Raw genomic sequence first — 17,844 nt, 5'->3', positions numbered from 1 at the left:
AGCGCCGAGAAATACATCACGACGGGTGGTTGAATGAGTTGATGTTGTGGTTGCGCCAGGTGGGCAGGCTCAACAATTATTCAACATGCAGGCTCACTCAAAAGCGCTTGAGTTTACCACTTAAGGTGCATTTTCTGCCATGCCAAATGGGCAAAATCCCCGTGCCATCACAAAATTAACCTGCAATGAATAAGCCCCCGACACCTTGTAAGTAGTGGTTTTAAAGGTTTTTTTATTTCGATACCTCGATGGGGGTATTTGCCGTTGTCTCCACTATCAACAAAAAGCCTTGATGCCGAAATATACCCCCTTGGATGTAGCCTTTTCGGGGCCAATGGGGGAAATATGTTTAATTTTTGTTGGCAGGTTCTCGAGGAGAATCCTGTGGTACAACCGGTTTCAGGAGAGTGACGGTTTGCCAACGCAGCTCGGGGTGCGCGGGGCGTGGCCTTTTTCCTGCCACTCGGTCTCGGTGTAGGTATGCAACGCCAGTGCATGAACGGCACCGGCCAGCTCGTCGGCCAGCACCGAATTGACCTGACGATGACGGGCCAGCAGCCGCTGCCCTGCAAATTGCTCGCTGACGATCACCACCTTGAAGTGGCTCTCAGATCCCGGTTCCACACGGTGCATGTGGCTCTCGTTGATCACCTCCAGCACGGTGGGGGAGAGGGCTGCGGTCAGCTTGGCTTCAATCAGTTGTTGGATGGTCATCGGATCGGCTTCCAGAGTGAATGTCGGGCCATTCTATCGGCAGTCGCGGGATGGAATAAGCCCCCGTAAGAGGGAAATCACCCGTCAGTTGCCCCCTTGATGCGCATCGAACTGGTGAAATTCCTGCTCCTCGCTAGAATAGCGCCACTTTGCGTCGCCCCTGGCGCCTGTATACACGAATCAAGCCGAGGTTGGACTCTTCCTATGCAAACCCTTCTCGACACTCCCCATTGCCAGCTCACGCTCTACCGCTATCCGCGCCAGAGTCAGGAGACCCTGCAAGCCTGGGATGCGGCTGACGAATACCTGATCAACACCCTGGCGGAGTCTCCCCTCGAGCAGGCGGGCCCCGTCATCATCATGAATGACGGTTTTGGCGCGCTGGCGGCCTATCTGCATCCGCACTCCCCCTGCTGCGTCACCGACTCCTACATCAGTGAGCGGGCGACCCTGGCCAATCTGGCCGAAAACGGACTGGATGCGGGTGGTATCCGCTTGCAGGATGCGCTGGCGCCGCTGCCCGATGCTCCTGCTCTGGTAGTGATCAAGGTCTCCAAATATCAGGCACTGCTGGAGCAGCAACTGCTGGCATTGCGTGCGGTGGTGACACCGGCAACCCGCGTTATCGCTGCCGGCAAGGCGAAGGATATTCATACCTCCACCCTCAAGTTGTTCGAGAAGTATCTGGGGCCTACCCGTACCTCGCTGGCCTGGAAAAAGGCGCGCCTTATTCACTGCGAGCCGCAGGCCGGACAACCCGCGCTGGCCAACCCCTTCCCGACTGTCTGGCCGCTGGAGGGGAGTGGCATGCTCATCCACAACCATGCCAATGTCTTCTCGCGCACCAGTCTCGATATCGGTGCCCGTTTTATGTTGGACAACCTGCCCATCCACAGTGCCCGCAAGGTGATCGATCTGGGCTGTGGCAACGGGGTGCTGGGTCTGTCGCTGCTCGCCAAAGACAGCGAGGTGGAGGTGACCTTTATCGATGAATCCTATATGGCAGTCGCCTCGGCACAGCTCAACGTCGAGCACAATCTGCCCGATGCACTGCCGCGCGCCCGCTTTATGGTCAATAACTGTCTCGACGGGGTGGCGGTCGGCTCGGCGGATCGGATCCTCTGCAACCCTCCTTTCCATCAGCTGCAGGCGATCACCGATCATATCGCCTGGCAGATGTTCAGCGATGCGCACCGGGTGTTGCCTCAAGGGGGTGAACTCTGGATAGTAGGCAACCGTCATCTGGACTATCACAACAAACTCAAGCGCTTGTTTGCCAACGCACAAGTCGTTGCGTCGAACAGCAAATTCGTTATTTTGAAAGCCATCAAACGCTAAAGCCAAAGGAAACCATGATGAAAAAGTCACTCTTGCTGCTGGCCGCCCTGATGCTGGGCGGGTGTGCCACTCATTGGCCGGAGACGGCGCTGCTCAATCCGCAGGTGATCCCCGCCAACCAGCAATACTACTCTGGCAATCGCATCACCATGGAAGGGGTAGACAAGCGTGAGGCTGCTTATGTCTTCTCTATCAAACATAAAGAGAAAGCGCCCGTGCTGGTCAACAGTGAGCGTCCGCTCAACCTGCTGATGGCCGAGCGGCTGGCCGAAGGGCTGCGCAGCCAGGGTCTGGAAGTTGGCAACAGTGGCACCACCAACCTGACGCTGGTGATCTCCAACGCCGCAGTCAATGTGGAAGAGAAGACCTTTACCTATGTCACCAAGTCCCGCGTCAGCCTGCAGGTGATCGCCGATTTCCAGGGCAACCGTCTGACCAAGCAGTTCAACATGTCCTCCAGCAAGGAGAGCCCGAGCGAGCCAAGCATGGCCGACCTGGAGTCTACACTGAACCTGCAACTGGGTAGCGTGCTGCAGCAGATCATGGCGGATGATGCGCTGCGCGGTTACCTGAAAGGTCAACCGAACGGTGCAGGGGTCTGATGATGAAAAAACTCTGGTTGCTGGCCATGCTGATCGCCCCGCTGGCGTTCGCGGGCCCGAAAGTCAGAATGGAGACCAACCACGGCAATATCGTGGTGGAGCTGGCGTCCAAGCAGGCGCCCCAGACGGTGAAGAACTTCCTGCGCTACGTGGCTGATGGCAGCTATGACGGCAGCATTTTCCACCGGGTGATCCAGGATTTCGTGGTGCAGGGGGGGGGCTACAACCAGCAGTTCCAGCAACTGCCGACTTATGAACCTGTGGTCAACGAGTCGCGTGGCGGTCTGCCCAACAAGCGTGGCTCCATCGCCATGGCTCGCACCCAGGCGGTCGACAGCGCTACTCGCCAGTTCTACTTCAATCTGGTCGACAACAATAACCTCAACGCCGGTGGCTCTGCGGGTTATACCGTGTTCGGTCAGGTGGTTCAGGGGATGGAGGTGCTGGACAAACTGGCTCAGGTACAGACCGGTTACAGCCCCATTCTGCGTGCCAACGATGTGCCGACCAGTCCCATCATTCTGAAGAAGGTGGTCTTGCTGGCAGAAACTCCGGCAGACAAGAAAGTCGACAAGAAAGCGGGCAAGTAACTCTCGCCGGACGCGGCTCGTCACCTCGCCCTCGCCATGCCACAATACAAGGCTCATCCCGTTCGGGATGGGCCTTTTCTCTATCCGGACTTCTTTTGCCTATCTCTTTGCTCGCCTTGGCTATCTGCCATCAACCTGCCAAAATGACGCACTTTTCCAAAGTCGTCAGGTAGTTGAACATGATCCGCAAACCAAGCTGGAGAGAGTCCCTCGCCGTCTATCTCGAATTTCGGGTGTTTATTCTCTTTGCCATGGGTTTTTCATCGGGTCTGCCGCTGCTGCTGGTGTTCGGTACCCTCTCATTCTGGTTGCGCGAGGCCGATGTCAGCCTGACCGATATCGGCTATATGAGCTGGGTGGCGCTCGCCTATGGCTTTAAATGGCTGTGGTCGCCGCTGGTGGATCGCATGCCGCTGCCGTTGCTCTCCACGCTGCTGGGGCGTCGCCGCAGCTGGATGTTCTTCTCCCAGTTGCTGATTGCCGCTGCGCTGGTCGGCATGGCGTTCTGCGATCCCAAGACCGAGCTGGCCCAGCTGGCGATGTTTGCCCTGCTGGTGGCCTTTGCCTCGGCGACTCAGGATATCGTTATCGATGCCTATCGCATCGAATCTGCCCCCGAGCGGCTGCAGGCGGCGATGGCTGCTTCTTACATGACCGGCTACCGACTGGCGATGATCATGGCGGGCGCCGGTGCGCTGGCGCTGGCGGCGTGGTTTGGCAGCAACAGCGGCTATGACTATCGTGGCTGGCAGATTACCTATCTGGTGATGGCGGGTCTGATGTCACTCGGGGTTATCACCACGCTGTTTTGCCACGAGCCGGATATCGATCTGGCCGAGCAGGGCAAACAACAGGCCGAACGCAAGGCGCAGCTCCTGGAAAAAGGGTGGCCAGCTCTGCTGGCGAGTGCGGGGGCCTGGGGCTATGAGGCGGTCTGGTGTCCGTTTGCCGACTTCTTTCGTCGCTATGGCAGCTCGGCGCTGCTGATCCTGGCTCTGATCGCCTGCTATCGGGTTGCCGATGTGGTGATGGGGGTGATGTCCAACAGCTTCTATGTGGATATGCAGTTCAGCAAGACCGAGGTTGCCACCATTACCAAGGTGTTTGGCGTCATCATGACGCTGGTGGGCGCTGCGCTGGGGGGCGTGCTGGTGATGCGCTTCGGTACGCTGCGCATCCTGTTCTTGGGGGCGCTGCTCACTGCCAGCACCAACCTGCTGTTTGCCCTGCTCAATCAGGTTGGCCACAATCTGGAACTGCTGACCCTGATTATCTCGCTGGATAACCTCAGTGCCGGTATCGCGACCGCGGCTTTCGTGACCTATCTCTCCAGCCTGACCAATGTGGCATTTTCGGCCACTCAGTACGCCCTGTTCAGCTCGGTAATGTTGCTGCTACCCAAGTTGCTCGCCGGTTTTTCCGGGCAGGTTGTGGAGCTGATTGGCTACAGTGCTTTCTTTGTCGGAACCAGTTTATTGGGCTTGCCGGTGTTGTTGTTGATTGTGCTTGTCGCCAGAAAAGGGAGTGAGTTGCTCTCAACGGCTGACAAATAGCAAGCGTTTGCGTAGAATCGGGGGTGATTAGATTCACACTTCCGGATAAAGTTCCCGAGAAGTTGTTTCACCCCCAATTTTATTTGATTAGAATCCCTCTCGCTCCTTGTGGGCAGGCTACGGAAAACCTCAACTAACGCACAAGAGACCAATAAAATGGCCAAATTTACCAAGACTCTGATCGCTGCCGGTCTGCTGGCTGCTGCCGCTACCCCGGCCTTCGCTGCTGACTACAGCGGTGATATCCACAAGAATGATTTCAAATGGATGCAGTTCAACGTCATGCATACCATTGACCAGCGTCCTTACATGGGCAGCGACTACAACGACACCTACCTGGAAATGGAATTCGGTGGTCGTTCCGGTATGTTTGATCTGTATGGCTATGTCGATGTGTTCGATATTTTCCAAAGCAGCCATAGCGACAAACACAATGGCCAGAACATCTTCATGAAGTTCGCCCCGCGTCTTTCTCTGGATGCCCTGACTGGTAAAGATCTCTCCTTCGGCCCGGTACAAGAGCTCTACATCGCTACCCTGAACAACGTTGATGACTCCATGATGGAGAACATGATCGGTCTGGGTGCTGATGTACAGGTGCCTTGGTTCGGTAAAGTTGGCATGAACCTGTATGCTCGCCATGCAACCGAAAGTGGCTTCAAGGCCGAAGAGGGTGACTGGAACGGTTATCAGTTCTCCATGAACTGGTTCAAGCCTTTCTATACCTTCTCCAACGGCAGCTTCGTCTCCTATCAGGGCTACTTGGATTATCTGTTTGATAAAGATATCCATGGCGACAACAACCAGAGTGCTAACGGTTTGGGTACTTTCCACGGTATCTACTGGCACTCCGACCGTTACGCAGTTGGTTACGGTCTGAAGTACTTCAACGAAATCTACGGTATCAACAATGGTGCCTTTGGTGGTCTGAACACTACCGGTTTCGGCCACTACTTCTCTGTTACCTACAAGTTCTAATAAAACTTGGGGTACAAAAAACCGGAGCATCTGCTCCGGTTTTTTTATGGCCGCGATTTAGATAGCGTGGCGCGAGTCATCAAGTGCGCCACGGCTGAGTGGATAAATCAGTCGCGGAAGTTCTGGAACTGCATCGGTTGACCCAGTTCGGCGCCACGGACCAGTGCCATGGTCTCTTGCAGATCGTCACGCTTCTTGCCGGTGACACGTACTTCATCACCCTGGATGGCGACCTGTACCTTGATCTTGGAGTCCTTGATCAGCTTGACCAGCTTCTTGGCGATCTCTTTCTCGATCCCCTGTTTGAACTTGACGGTCAGGTGGAAACGCTTGCCGGAGTGAACGGAGTCACCCACTTCCATGGAGCTGTTTTCGATGTTGCGCTTGAGCAGGGCACCGCGCAGGATTTCGACCATCTGCTTGAGCTGGAAATCAGCATCGGCTTCCAGCTTTACCTCTTCCTTGTTCAACTCGAAGCTGGCTTCTACCCCACGAAAATCGAAACGGGTGGCCAGTTCACGATTGGCGTTGTCGACTGCGTTCAACACCTCGTTCATTTTGACTTCAGAGACAATATCGAATGACGGCATAGCCGGAGCTCCTCATGTTGCGTTATCGGGGGGCAAATCTACCAGAAAACGGGCAAATTTGCTGATTTTGATGGGGTTGCTCTGCTAGAATCCCCAGCGCACAGGACGGGTGGACCCGTTAGTGTCCACCAGCGACATCTTCACTTATCCCCGGTAACAGGTTGAGAGGATTGCAACCCTTACCCTGACAGAGTCACACCATGCCAAGCGGATTAAAAAATTCCCGACAGCCCGTTATTCCACCCGTTACTCCGAAGTGGTCACTGTTGGGTTGTGGCGCCCTCGGCGGCGTTTTTGCCTCCCTGCTGACCCTGAGTGGTCAATCTACCCGTGTCTTGTTGCGCGAACATCATAAGTCCACGCTCCATCCGGGGATCGATTTCACCTCGCTGGAGGGGCATGTCCAGCTGCTCAATATCGAGCGCGGATTTGTCAGCAAACCCGGCAAGATCCAGCGTCTGCTGGTGATGACCAAGGCCAGTCAGGTGATTGCCGCACTGACACCGCTGGTGAGCAATCTGGATGCCGGCGTGCCAATCGTGCTGCTGCACAACGGGATGGGCATTGCCGAGCAGGTGGTCGAGATGTTCCCGCACAATCCGGTGATTGCCGGTGTCACCAGCCATGGCGCCATGCAGTGCGGCCATTTTGTCTTCCGTCATACTGGCAAGGGGGAAACTTGGCTTGGCCCGATCAACGATGCCGCCAAGGCCCATGCCGCGCTCGCGGACGAGCTGGCGCTGGCACTGGGTCAGGCTGGTTGGGATGAGCAGGTATTGACGCGCCAGTGGCAAAAGCTTGCCATCAACTGTGCCATCAATCCCCTGACGGCCCTCTACAAGCTGAAAAATGGCGAGCTGGCTGGCCCCCGTTTTGCCGATGCCCTGCAGCAGATCTGCGTGGAAGTGGCGGATGTGATGTGTGCCGAAGGAGTTGCGACCACGGCAGAGGAGTTGCAACGTCGGGTGATGACAGTGGTGGAACTGACCGCTGACAATTACTCCTCCATGCATCAGGATATGGAGCTGGGACGCGAGACCGAGATTGAGGCCATCACCGGCTTCCTGCTGGCCAAGGCAGCCCGGCATGGCATCGCCGTACCGGTCAATCAGGGTCTCTATCAGGCAATCAAAGAGAAGAGTCAGGCCGTCTGATCTTCTACATGGCAGAGCAAGCTGCAAGGAGGCGAACGTGAGTGTACTGGTGCTGGTGGCCCCCGGGTCGGAAGAGATAGAGACGGTCGCCATTGTCGATACCCTGGTGCGCGCCAGCATCGAGGTGGTGCTGGCCTCTTGCTGCCCTGCCGGATCCCGGCAGGTAAAAGCGTCGCGCGGGGTGCAGCTGGTGGCCGATTGTCATATCGACGAGCTGACCCGTCGGGACTTTGAAGCCATCGTGGTACCCGGTGGTCTGCCCGGCAGCGAAGTGATCCGCGATACCCCGCTGGCCATCGATCTGCTCAAAGAGCAGGCCGCTCTTGGCCGCTGGCGCGCTGCCATATGCGCCGCCCCTGTGGTGCTCTTGCAACATCACGCGCTGCTGGATGGTGCCATCGTCACCTGTCATCCCGGCTTTCAGTCCCGACTACCGACATCGCAGCTGTCACATGAGCGGGTCGTCAGAGATGAGGCTCATCGCCTGATCACCAGCCAGGGGCCGGGCAGCGCCATCGAGTTTGCGCTGGAACTGGTGCGGGTGCTGCGCGGGGATGATGTGGCTACCGCCGTGGCTGGCCCTATGGTGCTGCCTTGAGCACACTCTGCTGCAGAATCAAGCTGGTCACGCTTTGAAAAACGGGCCCCGATCATCTTGATCGGGGCCCGCTTGTTATTTGCCGTTGTCGGTCACGCCATCTTGTCCGGCTCAGTAGTCGTACTGTTTGCACTTCTTCTTGCGAAACTCTTCACGCCAGAGAGACAACTCTTGCTCTGTGCCGAGTGTGTCCCCTTTCTTGATGGCCTGTTCCAGTATCTCAATCCGGTCGTACAGCCAGCGGCACTCTGCCGTCGGGTTGTTCTTGCCGATGCCGGTCAACGGCAGCAAACAGAGCCCCAGCCAAAGATATTTCATCCCGAACGCTCCTTGTCATTGTGGTAGTAAAGGTCTCCTTGGAGTCTACTATTTTAGCCACAACAAGAGAGATAGAGTTGCGGTTATCCTTGGGGTAAGATGATGCCATGTCTGTTTATTTATACAGTGGTATGCGCAAGATCATCCATATCGACATGGACTGCTTTTTTGCCGCGGTGGAGATGCGGGACAATCCGGCGTTGCGGGAGGTGCCGCTTGCCATCGGTGGGTCCTCCGAGCGGCGCGGCGTCATCTCGACCTGTAACTATGTGGCGCGCCGGTTCGGGGTGCGCTCCGCCATGCCGAGCGCGCTGGCGAAAAAACTCTGCCCGCCGCTGGTACTGATCCCTGGGCGAATGGCGGTGTACAAGGATATCTCCCGTCAGCTCAGGGCCATTTTCCTGCGCTATACCGATCAGGTTGAACCGCTGTCGCTGGATGAGGCTTACCTCGACGTGACCCACAGTCGCTGTTTTGGCGGCAGCGCCACCCTCATGGCGCAAGAGATCCGGCAAGCCATCGTCTCCGAACTGGGATTGACCGCCTCGGCCGGAGTGGCCCCCAACAAGTTTCTCGCCAAGCTCGCCTCGGAGCAGCGAAAGCCTGATGGTCTGTTTGTCATTCGTCCCGACGAAGTGGCTGAATTTGTCTGCCAGTTGCCCCTCGGCAAACTGCCCGGGGTGGGGAGCAAGACTGCCGAGCGGCTGGAGGCGCAGGGGCTTTACACTTGTGAGGATGCGCGGGCCTTGTCGGCACAAGAGCTGTGCAGCCGTTTTGGCAAGCTGGGAGAGATGCTGACGACCCGGATCTGGGGGCTGGATGAACAGCCGGTGCAGGCACACCGGATCCGCAAAACCATCGGGGTGGAGACCACCTTGGCGAGCGATGTTTGTGACGAAGCTGCCTGCCTGACGGTATTGCAGCAACTGTTGCCGGAGCTTGAGCGGCGATTTCAGCTGGCGTGCCCTGCCGAGCAGGTGATGGGGCAGGGGATTAAACTCAAGTTTGCCGACTTCCACCAGACCACTGTCTATCGCAGTCAGGGTGGCTATCAGCCAGCCTTGTTCGTTCCCCTGCTCAAAGAGGGGCTACAGCGGGCGCAAGGGCGTTCGGTTCGCCTGCTGGGCTTGGTGGTGGGTTTGCCAAAAGAGGGTGAAGTTAATCAACTCTCGCTGGATTTGCTGTGAGAGAGTTAAGTTTTTGTTTATAAAGTCGATAATCTATCCATATCTGTATGACGTAGGAATATTGGCATGAGCGCTCTTTCTGTCCAGGGTCGGATTACCCTGATCGCCGGTTGCTGTCTGTTGGTGACAGCCGCCGCTCTGGTTGCTTCTTCGATTTACAACGCGAACAAGATGCAACAGCAGGTGCGGCAAGCCACCATGCACGAGGCGCAGCAGTCTGCCGAAAACTGGATGAAGGCGATGGGCTCGGAGCAGGCGGCCAAGGTGACCAGCTATCTCGATGAGGCCTATTTCCGCGCCAGTTTGCTGGCGGAGAGCGTGTTGTTCCAGCGCAAGAATGCGGCCGAGAACTTTGTCCATTCGGAGGCGCTGCGCAGCGCCGTCAATCAGCAACTGCACGATGCCGTTGCCTCATCGACCAATCTGCTTGGTGTCTATGCGGTGTTCGAGCCTGACCAGCTGGATGGGGAAGACAGCAACTATCAGGGCTCAACGGCGCTGGGTTCCAACGACAAGGGGCGTTTTTCCAGTTACTGGGCCTATGACAACGGCAAGATAGAACCGGAAGTGCAGAATGAGGATGTACTGGCCGATGAAAGCCCGACCGAGGCTGGTGGAATCGAAAACGAGTGGTATCGCTGCAGTATTCGCACCCGTGCCCTCTGCTTGCTGGAGCCCTACCTGGACGATGTGGGCGATAAACAGATATTGATGACCTCGGTGACGGTCCCGCTGCTGGAGCAGGAGACCTTGCTGGGGATGGTCGGGGTCGATATCTCGCTGGCTACTTTGCAGAGTCTGGTCAGCACCATGGACAAGGAGCTCTATGACGGCAAGGGCAGAATATTGCTGGTCAGTCACGAGGGGCGCGTGGCGGGAGCCGATGAGTTCGATGTGACCATGGGGCGCGGGCTGGATCAGAAGTATCAGGTGCTGGCCAGCGAGCTGAAAGGCTGGCTCAGTCAGGGGCAGGAGCTGACTCGCTGGAGCAGCGACGGCGCCTTGTTGCAGACTTTTGTCCCGGTATCCATGCGTGGCACCGACCGTAAATGGGGCATCTACATTGAATTGCCACGGGCCGTAGTACTGGCTTCGGCCCAGCAACTGCAAGATGAGTTGGCCAGTGAAGCCAATCGCAGCGTGGTCTCGCAGCTGTCAATCGGAGTGCTGGTCTCGCTGGTGGCCCTGAGTTTTATCTGGTTGATGGCGCGCCAGATTGTGGCGCCCATCCGCGCCGTGGTTGCCCGCCTCAAGGATATCGCCAGCGGTGAGGGGGATTTGACCCAGCGTATCGAGATCCAGCGGCAAGACGAAATCGGCGAGCTGGCCAAGTGGTTCAACAGCTTCCTCAACAAGTTGCAATCCACCATCAGTCAGGTGATTGATACCGTCTCCGGTACGCGTAACAGTGCCGAGCGAGCCGCGCAAGTGGCCGAGCGCACCAGCAGCGGCATGCAGGCCCAGTATCAGGAGATCGATCTGGTGGCGACGGCATTTGAAGAGCTGAGCGCCACAGCGTTGCAGGTCTCCGGTAATGCCGGCTCGGCGGTGGCGGCTGCCAACACCACTGATGCCGCGGCGCAAGAGGGCAAATATGTCGTTGCCGACACCCAGGAGGCGATGCGCAAGCTGATGACCATTATCAACGATGCCCAGCCGGTGGTGGAGCGGCTCTCCGCCAACAGCGACAACATCAATGACATTCTTATCGTGATCCAGGGAATTGCCGAGCAGACCAACTTGCTGGCGCTGAATGCGGCTATTGAAGCGGCGCGGGCCGGTGAGCAGGGCCGTGGCTTTGCCGTGGTGGCCGATGAGGTGCGCAATCTGGCCGGTCGCACCCAGAATGCCATCGTCGAGATCCAGACCCTGATCAGCCAACTGCAATCCGGTACCGGCGCCGTGGTCAAGGCTATCCGAGATGGTCATGGTCAGGCTGACGAGACGCTCGCCAAGGTGGATCTCTCGGTGCAGGTGCTGGAGCAGATTATCCAGTCGGTCTCCACCATCCATCAGATGAACGAGCAGATTGCCCGGGCGGCGCAGGAGCAGAGCCGGGTGGCGGACGAGATCAACCGCAACGTCAGCAACATTCGCGATGTGAGCCACACCATTCGTGCCGAGGCGGCGACCTCCGCCGAAAATGGTCGCGAGCTCTCTGCGCTGGCGGACAAGCAGCAGCAGCTGGTGGGGCAGTTCAAGGTATAGAAGGGATGAAAAAAGGCGCCATCCAGCTGGAGGCGCCAAACACATTCAGATGACAGACTGGGTCAAACCGGTGAGATTTGAGCCCCTCTTCCCGCAGAGGAAGAAACACAACACCACAATCACAGTCGAAAGGCTCACTAAAAACACATGTAAACCAACACGTACTAGAAAATGTGAGCCATATGACGACTGATTGCTGGGCGAATTATGTTTATTCACTGGTCGACCCGCAACCGACAAATTATAATGCGCCCCATTAGAAAAACTCATCGTCGGCTGGTGTCATGTCTCGTCGTTTACCCCCGCTCAATGCCCTCAAGGCGTTTGAAGCTGCGGCTCGTCACTTAAGCTTTACCCGCGCAGCAGAAGAGTTGTTTGTGACTCAGGCTGCCATCAGTCACCAGATCAAGGCGCTGGAGGAGTATCTTGGCATCAAGCTGTTCCGCCGCAAAAACCGCTCCTTGTTGCTGACCGAAGAGGGGCAGGGCTATTTCCTGGATATCAAGGACATCTTTGCCTCCATCTCTGAGGCGACCGACAAGCTGCTGGCCCGCAGTGCCAAGGGGGCGTTGACTGTCAGTTTGCAGCCGAGTTTCGCCATCCAGTGGCTGGTGCCGCGGTTGGTCAAGTTCAGCGAGCGCCACCCCGATATCGACGTGCGGATCAAGGCGGTCGATCTCGACGAAGGGTCGCTCACCGACGATGTGGATGTGGCCATCTACTACGGGCGCGGAAACTGGCCGGGTCTGCGCTCGGACAAGCTGCATACCGAATACCTGATCCCGGTCTGTTCCCCCTTGCTGCTGACCGGGCCCAAACCGCTGCGTACGCCGCAAGATTTGACACTTCATACCCTGCTGCACGATACCTCCCGCCGCGACTGGAAGGCCTGGTTCCGCCAGCTCGATATCGATGCACCTAACGTCAATCAGGGGCCCATCTTCAGCCACTCCACCATGGTGATCCAGGCGGCGATCCACGGCCAGGGGGTGGCGCTTGGCCACAGCGTGCTGGCTCAGCCCGAGATTGAGGCCGGCCGCCTTATCTGCCCGTTCGAGCAGGTGCTGGTGAGCAAAAATGCCTTCTATCTGGTGTGCCAGGAGCAACAATCGGATCAGGGTAAGATCGTTGCCTTCCGCGACTGGATGCTGGAGTTGGTGGAGCAGGAAGAGGCGCGTCGCAGGGCAAGGCTCGCCGATGCATGAGGTGATCCGCGAGGGGGCAGTTGATGCCCCCGTTCGCATTTTGCTGGCCCACGGGGCAGGCGCGGGGATGGATCATGTCTTTCTTGCCGAGATGTCACGTCTGCTGGCTGGCCCCGACATCGAAGTGGTGCGCTTCAACTTTCCCTACATGACCAAGCGAGCACAGGATGGCAAGCGCCGTCCGCCGGACAGAGCACATGTGCTGCTCGCCCATTGGCGCGACATGATCCGCGAGTTTGCCCATCCACGGCTGTTTCTGGCGGGCAAGTCGATGGGCGGGCGGATGGCGGCGGAACTGTATAGCGAAGGCGAGGGTGAGATGAATGCTGCAGGATTGCTCATTCTCGGGTATCCTTTCCACCCTCCGGCCAAGCCCGACAGCTGGCGAGGCGAGGTACTCAAGCATATTGCAGTGCCAACCCTGCTGTTGCAGGGGGAGCGCGATACCTTCGGTAGTCGCGCTGAACTGGCCGATTTCCCCTTCTCACCCGCCGTATCGGTCCATTGGTTGACCGATGGTGATCATGGTTTCAAACCGCGAAAAGCCAGTGGCGTGAGCGAGCAGGATAATATGCAGCATGCAGCGGCGGCCATCAGCCATTTTGTGGCCCGGCATGGATAGCACGAGAGGGTTGGCTTTATTGCCAGCCTCGATGAGAGAGGGAGAGTGAGGATGCAGATCCATCGACATTGGCTGATACTGGCCGGTCTCTTCGGGTTGATGGCCACCATGCTGGGGGCTTATGGCGCCCATGGATTGGCGGCGACCGGCATTACGCCCGAGCGTCTGGCGGCGTTCAATACCGCCGTGCAATATCAGTTTTTTCACGCATTGGCCCTGCTGGTTCTGGGCTGGTGTGGTGTGCGCAGCAGGGTGATCCACCTGGCTGGCACCGCTTTTGTGCTGGGGATCATCGGATTCTCCGGCAGTATTTACGCCATGGTGCTGCTTGGCAGCAAGGGGCTGGGGTTGATTACTCCGGCCGGTGGCCTCTGTTTTATGTTGGGATGGGCGGCCCTGATCTGGGCTGGCTGTCGTCTTGGAGGAAAAAATGAATAATCTGCTGCTTTATTGCCGCCCCGGTTTTGAGAAAGAGGCGGCAGCAGAGATCACCGAGCGTGCCGGTAACATGCAGTGCTACGGTTTCGCCCGGGTCAAGGACGACAGCGGTTATGTGATCTTCGAACTGTATGACGAGGAGCAGGCGGACCTGCTGGCTCGCAAGCTGCCGTTCCGGGAGCTCATCTTCATCCGCCAGATGCTGGTGGTCACCCATGAGCTGAAGGATCTGGATGTCGCGGACAGGATCTCCCCGATCCTTGAGGCGGTGAGTGACTACACCATTTGCGGCGATCTGCGGGTCGAAACCGCGGATACCAACGAAGCGAAAGAGCTGTCGGCCTTCTGCCGCAAGTTCACCGTGCCGCTTCGTCAGGCGCTGCGCAGCAACGAGATCCTGACCAAGAAGGAGACGCCAAACCGTCCGGTGTTCCACGCCTTCTTCATGGCCAATGATCACGTGTTGCTGGGTTACTCCTACTCGTTCAACAACTCCGGATTCCACATGGGGATCCCGCGCCTGCGCTTCCCGGCCGATGCACCGAGCCGCTCCAGCCTCAAGCTGGAGGAGGCGTTTTACGTGTTCGTGCCGCGGGAAGAGTGGGATGTGCGTCTCTGTTCAGGCATGAAGGCGGTGGATCTGGGCGCCTGCCCGGGTGGCTGGACCTATCAGTTGGTGCGCCGTGGCATGATGGTGACGGCGGTCGACAACGGTATGATGGCCCAATCCCTGATGGATACCGGTCAGGTCAAGCATATCCGGGATGACGGTTTCGTCTGGCGTCCGAGCAAGAAGAACACCTACTGGCTGGTGTGCGACATGGTCGATAAACCGGCGCGGGTCGTTCACATGATTGCGGACTGGTTCCGTGAGGGTGACTGCCAGGAGGCGATGTTCAACCTCAAGCTGCCGATGAAGAAGCGTTATGCCGAGTCGGTGCACAATATCGAGGTGCTGCGCGAGATGCTCAAGGAGATCGACAACGCGTTCGTGATCCAGGCCAAGCAGCTCTATCACGATCGAGAAGAGATCACCGTGCATGTTTACAACAAGTACTGGGTCTCCAAACTCGAGCCCAAGGCGTGATGTAGCAGTTCTGCCCGTACGATAAATACCAAGGCCGACAGGGAAACCTGTCGGCCTTTTGCTATTCGGCTGCCGGAAAATATCAGAAACGGTAATCGAGGCGCAGGGAGGATTCGTCGTCGGTCACCTTGATCTCTATCTGCAGCGGGATGGTTTTGTCGACCGGATTGAATTGCATCTTTATCCCGTCTCCTCTCAGCCTGAGGGCGGTGTTCATTCCGCCAGCCTTGAACTTGACCTTGGGTCTGAAGCGTTCGACTGACAGACTGACGCTTTTTTCCGGGGTCAGATTAAGCTGCGGGTAGGAGGTGATCTTTTGATTACCAAAGTTGTCGGTGGAGACTTCAATACCAAACGACAGGGGTTTGGGCGCTTTTAGCAGGTCGTTGGTATTCAGGCTCGAGCGCCATACCTCGGTGGCAGTCCGTTTTTCCTGCTGTGGCAGTTTGGCGGTTTGGGTCTGTTGATCCTGCTCGAAAGCACTGGCAGTACCACACACCAGCATCAGACCCGAAACCAGATAGCACCCGTATCCCTTCATGAAAAACACTCCCTGTTCTTCTTCTCTATTGAACATAGTTGCTGTTCGGGGAGTGGCAAAGGATTCGGAAACATAAAAAAGGGAGCCGAAGCTCCCTTTTAAAATCAATGAATTAACTCACAGACGATCGATGATGGCCTGGGTGAATTCGCTGGTGGAAGCCGTGCCGCCCAGATCGCGGGTGACCCGATCACCGGATTCGATGGTGGCTCGTACTGCCTCGCGGATCCGCTCTGCTTTATCCTGCATGCCGAGGTACTCCAGCATCTGGATGGAGGCGAGGATCACCGAGGTCGGGTTTGCAATGTTCTTGCCTGCAATGTCGGGGGCAGAGCCGTGGACCGCTTCGAAGATGGCCGCGCCATCGCCGATGTTGGCGCCGGGCGCCATTCCAAGGCCGCCAACCAGACCGGCGCAAAGATCCGAGAGGATGTCGCCGAACAGGTTGGTGGTGACCATGACATCGAAACGCTCCGGGTACATCACCAGATTCATGCAGGCGGCATCGACGATCATCTCTTCGCTCTGGATATCCGGGTAGTGGCTGGCGATTTCACGGGCCACTTCGAGGAACAGGCCGGAGGTCGACTTGAGGATGTTCGCCTTGTGGATGATGGTGACCTTCTTGCGCCCTTCCTGACGGGCCAGCTCGAAGGCGAACTTGACGATGCGTTCGGCCCCTTCGCGGGTGATGATGCTCATCGCCTCGGCACTCTTGTTGTCATCACTGCGCTTCTGACCTGCACCCGAGTACATGCCTTCGGTGTTTTCACGCACCGTGATGATGTCTATGTTGTCGTAACGGCTTCTGGTGCCCTTGAAGGAGATGACCGGACGCACGTTGGCGTAGAGGTTGAACTTCTTGCGCAGGGAGACGTTGATGGAGGTAAAACCGCCGCCGACCGGTGTGGTCAATGGTCCTTTCAGGCTCACCTTGTTCTTCTCAATCAGATCCAGGGTCGCCTGGGGCAGCAGCTCGCCATGCTTCTCGAGGGCAACCAGACCCGCATCAGCGTATTCGTACTCAAAATCACAGCCCGCATGGGTCAGGATCTGGATGGCTGATTCAATGATGCTGGGGCCGATGCCGTCGCCGGGGATCACGGTAATTTTTCTTTTGGACATGAGAGGGTTCCACTTCCAGGGTATAGGGGAGGATGGGGCTGCTTTATAGCATTTACTCAGCAAACCAACCACATTCCTTTACATTCTACTCACTTTTATCAACAGCGAGGGTGAGTCTCGTCATGGTTCACGCCCTTGTCTTCATTTTTGTTCGGCACTTTAGTCTGGCTGGGGCGGGTAGCGGATGTCCCGCAGGTTGAATCCCAGCGGAATATCCCGCTGCAAGCGCACCAGCCGCTGGGCCAGCAGGGCCTCATCCTGATGTTGGCGCAGCTTGATCAGGGGCTTGGCGGCGTCCTCTTGCTGGCAGGCTTCGAGCATGGCTGCCAGATCGCCATATTGCTGCAGCAGTTGGGTAGCGGTCTTGGGGCCAATCCCCAGAACACCCTTGATGTTGGAGCCCCCGATACCGGTCAGCGCCCAGAAATCGACCAGTTGTGTCGGCGCAACCCCGTATTGCTGCTCGACAAAGGCGGCATCCAGCCATCGCTTGTTGAAGTAGTCGCGGATCTGGATCTGCGGGCAGATAAGTTGGCAGAACCCCTTGTCGGTGGAGATGATGGTAGCCCTTGCCCCGTGTTGGGCAATGCCACAGGCCAGGGTGGCGATGAGATCGTCGGCCTCGTCGGTTTCTGAAAGCAGGGCGTCTATGCCGCACTCCCAGAAGGCATCCTGCAGTGTACCCAGCCCTTCGCGCAGCTCCGGTGGCATGGGTGTGCGTCCCTCCTTGTAGGACGGATAGACCTCCTTGCGCCAGCTATGCACCTCGCCATCGCTCTCTCCGTCAAAGATCGCAATGACATGGGTCGGCTCGCTATTGGCCAGCAGCTTACGGCAGGTATTGGTAAGGTTGGCGCGGGTTGCGACCAGTGCCTGGGCAGGGGTCAGTGCCTGCTGGGCCTGTACCGCGTGCAGACGGCGAATGAGGTTGAGGGCATCGATGATGAGCAGGTGTGGCCGGATAGTTGACATGGGGCACTCTTGGCGGTCGGGACG

General features: G+C 57.5%; 19 protein-coding genes. 13 read left to right on the top strand and 6 right to left on the bottom strand.

Annotated features, from left to right (window positions below; all coding sequences use genetic code 11):
• Positions 1-399: 399 nt before the first annotated feature.
• Positions 400-714 (bottom strand): BolA family transcriptional regulator, encoded by a 315-nt coding sequence (locus AB5Z05_RS05705; RefSeq protein WP_042053239.1) that lies wholly within the window; start codon positions 712-714, stop codon positions 400-402.
• A 204-nt stretch (positions 715-918) separates the two neighbouring features.
• Here AB5Z05_RS05705 and AB5Z05_RS05700 point away from each other — a divergent pair, with 204 nt between their 5' ends.
• The 5 genes from AB5Z05_RS05700 (at position 919) to AB5Z05_RS05680 (ending at position 5,775) form a co-directional block, all read left to right on the top strand.
• Positions 919-2,052 (top strand): methyltransferase, encoded by a 1,134-nt coding sequence (locus AB5Z05_RS05700; protein ID WP_111899933.1) that lies wholly within the window; start codon positions 919-921, stop codon positions 2,050-2,052.
• Between the two features lie 17 nt (positions 2,053-2,069).
• On the top strand, positions 2,070-2,654 hold the full coding sequence (locus tag AB5Z05_RS05695; RefSeq protein WP_005349692.1) for a YajG family lipoprotein: 585 nt from the start codon (positions 2,070-2,072) through the stop codon (positions 2,652-2,654).
• A 2-nt stretch (positions 2,655-2,656) separates the two neighbouring features.
• Positions 2,657-3,244 carry a peptidylprolyl isomerase gene (locus AB5Z05_RS05690; RefSeq protein WP_042053243.1) on the top strand — a complete coding sequence of 196 codons (588 nt, stop codon included), beginning with the start codon at positions 2,657-2,659 and terminating at the stop codon, positions 3,242-3,244.
• Positions 3,245-3,417: 173 nt separating this feature from the next.
• The gene (locus AB5Z05_RS05685) at positions 3,418-4,797 is read left to right on the top strand and encodes an MFS transporter (RefSeq protein WP_043819027.1); all 1,380 of its coding nucleotides are present in this window, start codon (positions 3,418-3,420) and stop codon (positions 4,795-4,797) included.
• Between the two features lie 156 nt (positions 4,798-4,953).
• Entirely contained in the window at positions 4,954-5,775 is an 822-nt protein-coding gene (locus tag AB5Z05_RS05680; RefSeq protein WP_005338635.1) for an outer membrane protein OmpK, read from the top strand.
• Between the two features lie 107 nt (positions 5,776-5,882).
• On the opposite strand, the gene AB5Z05_RS05675 is transcribed toward AB5Z05_RS05680, so the two are convergent.
• Positions 5,883-6,365, bottom strand: coding sequence for a YajQ family cyclic di-GMP-binding protein (locus AB5Z05_RS05675; RefSeq protein WP_005338634.1), 483 nt, complete (start codon positions 6,363-6,365; stop codon positions 5,883-5,885).
• 200 nt (positions 6,366-6,565) lie between these two features.
• Between AB5Z05_RS05675 and AB5Z05_RS05670 the strand changes: the two genes are divergently transcribed.
• Entirely contained in the window at positions 6,566-7,519 is a 954-nt protein-coding gene (locus tag AB5Z05_RS05670) for a ketopantoate reductase family protein (protein WP_201932744.1), read from the top strand.
• A 37-nt stretch (positions 7,520-7,556) separates the two neighbouring features.
• On the top strand, positions 7,557-8,117 hold the full coding sequence (locus AB5Z05_RS05665; RefSeq protein WP_019445897.1) for a DJ-1 family glyoxalase III: 561 nt from the start codon (positions 7,557-7,559) through the stop codon (positions 8,115-8,117).
• Positions 8,118-8,228: 111 nt separating this feature from the next.
• Here the strand turns inward: AB5Z05_RS05665 and AB5Z05_RS05660 are convergent, their stop codons facing one another.
• The gene (locus AB5Z05_RS05660; RefSeq protein WP_368150449.1) at positions 8,229-8,435 is read right to left on the bottom strand and encodes a hypothetical protein; all 207 of its coding nucleotides are present in this window, start codon (positions 8,433-8,435) and stop codon (positions 8,229-8,231) included.
• A 131-nt stretch (positions 8,436-8,566) separates the two neighbouring features.
• Between AB5Z05_RS05660 and dinB the strand changes: the two genes are divergently transcribed.
• The 6 genes from dinB (at position 8,567) to rlmM (ending at position 15,182) form a co-directional block, all read left to right on the top strand.
• Positions 8,567-9,622, top strand: a complete 1,056-nt coding sequence (dinB, locus tag AB5Z05_RS05655; RefSeq protein WP_236302897.1) for a DNA polymerase IV — start codon at positions 8,567-8,569, stop codon at positions 9,620-9,622.
• A 66-nt stretch (positions 9,623-9,688) separates the two neighbouring features.
• Positions 9,689-11,830, top strand: a complete 2,142-nt coding sequence (locus AB5Z05_RS05650; RefSeq protein ID WP_368150447.1) for a methyl-accepting chemotaxis protein — start codon at positions 9,689-9,691, stop codon at positions 11,828-11,830.
• 284 nt (positions 11,831-12,114) lie between these two features.
• Positions 12,115-13,035, top strand: a complete 921-nt coding sequence (locus AB5Z05_RS05645; RefSeq protein ID WP_005338622.1) for a transcriptional regulator GcvA — start codon at positions 12,115-12,117, stop codon at positions 13,033-13,035.
• Entirely contained in the window at positions 13,028-13,657 is a 630-nt protein-coding gene (locus AB5Z05_RS05640; RefSeq protein WP_368150445.1) for an alpha/beta family hydrolase, read from the top strand. Before AB5Z05_RS05645 ends, AB5Z05_RS05640 begins: the two co-directional genes overlap by 8 nt.
• 51 nt (positions 13,658-13,708) lie before the next feature.
• Positions 13,709-14,095, top strand: coding sequence for a DUF423 domain-containing protein (locus AB5Z05_RS05635; RefSeq protein WP_368150443.1), 387 nt, complete (start codon positions 13,709-13,711; stop codon positions 14,093-14,095).
• Positions 14,088-15,182, top strand: a complete 1,095-nt coding sequence (rlmM, locus tag AB5Z05_RS05630; protein WP_005338617.1) for a 23S rRNA (cytidine(2498)-2'-O)-methyltransferase RlmM — start codon at positions 14,088-14,090, stop codon at positions 15,180-15,182. The genes AB5Z05_RS05635 and rlmM overlap by 8 nt, the downstream gene beginning before the upstream one ends.
• An 82-nt stretch (positions 15,183-15,264) precedes the next feature.
• Here the strand turns inward: rlmM and AB5Z05_RS05625 are convergent, their stop codons facing one another.
• From AB5Z05_RS05625 to xni, 3 genes are all read right to left on the bottom strand, one after another.
• Entirely contained in the window at positions 15,265-15,723 is a 459-nt protein-coding gene (locus AB5Z05_RS05625; protein ID WP_005349721.1) for a hypothetical protein, read from the bottom strand.
• 117 nt (positions 15,724-15,840) lie between these two features.
• A complete protein-coding gene (locus tag AB5Z05_RS05620; RefSeq protein WP_005349723.1) occupies positions 15,841-16,848 on the bottom strand; it encodes an isocitrate dehydrogenase in 1,008 nt (335 codons plus the stop codon).
• 159 nt (positions 16,849-17,007) lie between these two features.
• A complete protein-coding gene (xni, locus tag AB5Z05_RS05615; RefSeq protein WP_368150440.1) occupies positions 17,008-17,820 on the bottom strand; it encodes a flap endonuclease Xni in 813 nt (270 codons plus the stop codon).
• Between the last annotated feature and the right edge of the window lie 24 nt (positions 17,821-17,844).

The organism is Aeromonas sp. R2-4, assembly GCF_040908365.1.
In the GTDB taxonomy this organism is placed as follows: domain Bacteria; phylum Pseudomonadota; class Gammaproteobacteria; order Enterobacterales; family Aeromonadaceae; genus Aeromonas; species Aeromonas veronii.
This window is presented reverse-complemented; position numbering and strand designations above follow the sequence as displayed.

Coding starts and splice junctions, on each gene's coding strand:
- AB5Z05_RS05705 (WP_042053239.1), bottom strand. CDS start 714: ATGACCATCCAACAACTGATTGAAGCCAAGCTGACCGCAGCCCTCTCC.
- AB5Z05_RS05700 (WP_111899933.1), top strand. CDS start 919: ATGCAAACCCTTCTCGACACTCCCCATTGCCAGCTCACGCTCTACCGC.
- AB5Z05_RS05695 (WP_005349692.1), top strand. CDS start 2,070: ATGAAAAAGTCACTCTTGCTGCTGGCCGCCCTGATGCTGGGCGGGTGT.
- AB5Z05_RS05690 (WP_042053243.1), top strand. CDS start 2,657: ATGAAAAAACTCTGGTTGCTGGCCATGCTGATCGCCCCGCTGGCGTTC.
- AB5Z05_RS05680 (WP_005338635.1), top strand. CDS start 4,954: ATGGCCAAATTTACCAAGACTCTGATCGCTGCCGGTCTGCTGGCTGCT.
- AB5Z05_RS05675 (WP_005338634.1), bottom strand. CDS start 6,365: ATGCCGTCATTCGATATTGTCTCTGAAGTCAAAATGAACGAGGTGTTG.
- AB5Z05_RS05670 (WP_201932744.1), top strand. CDS start 6,566: ATGCCAAGCGGATTAAAAAATTCCCGACAGCCCGTTATTCCACCCGTT.
- AB5Z05_RS05660 (WP_368150449.1), bottom strand. CDS start 8,435: ATGAAATATCTTTGGCTGGGGCTCTGTTTGCTGCCGTTGACCGGCATC.
- dinB (WP_236302897.1), top strand. CDS start 8,567: ATGCGCAAGATCATCCATATCGACATGGACTGCTTTTTTGCCGCGGTG.
- AB5Z05_RS05650 (WP_368150447.1), top strand. CDS start 9,689: ATGAGCGCTCTTTCTGTCCAGGGTCGGATTACCCTGATCGCCGGTTGC.
- AB5Z05_RS05645 (WP_005338622.1), top strand. CDS start 12,115: ATGTCTCGTCGTTTACCCCCGCTCAATGCCCTCAAGGCGTTTGAAGCT.
- AB5Z05_RS05640 (WP_368150445.1), top strand. CDS start 13,028: ATGCATGAGGTGATCCGCGAGGGGGCAGTTGATGCCCCCGTTCGCATT.
- AB5Z05_RS05635 (WP_368150443.1), top strand. CDS start 13,709: ATGCAGATCCATCGACATTGGCTGATACTGGCCGGTCTCTTCGGGTTG.
- rlmM (WP_005338617.1), top strand. CDS start 14,088: ATGAATAATCTGCTGCTTTATTGCCGCCCCGGTTTTGAGAAAGAGGCG.
- AB5Z05_RS05625 (WP_005349721.1), bottom strand. CDS start 15,723: ATGAAGGGATACGGGTGCTATCTGGTTTCGGGTCTGATGCTGGTGTGT.
- AB5Z05_RS05620 (WP_005349723.1), bottom strand. CDS start 16,848: ATGTCCAAAAGAAAAATTACCGTGATCCCCGGCGACGGCATCGGCCCC.
- xni (WP_368150440.1), bottom strand. CDS start 17,820: ATGTCAACTATCCGGCCACACCTGCTCATCATCGATGCCCTCAACCTC.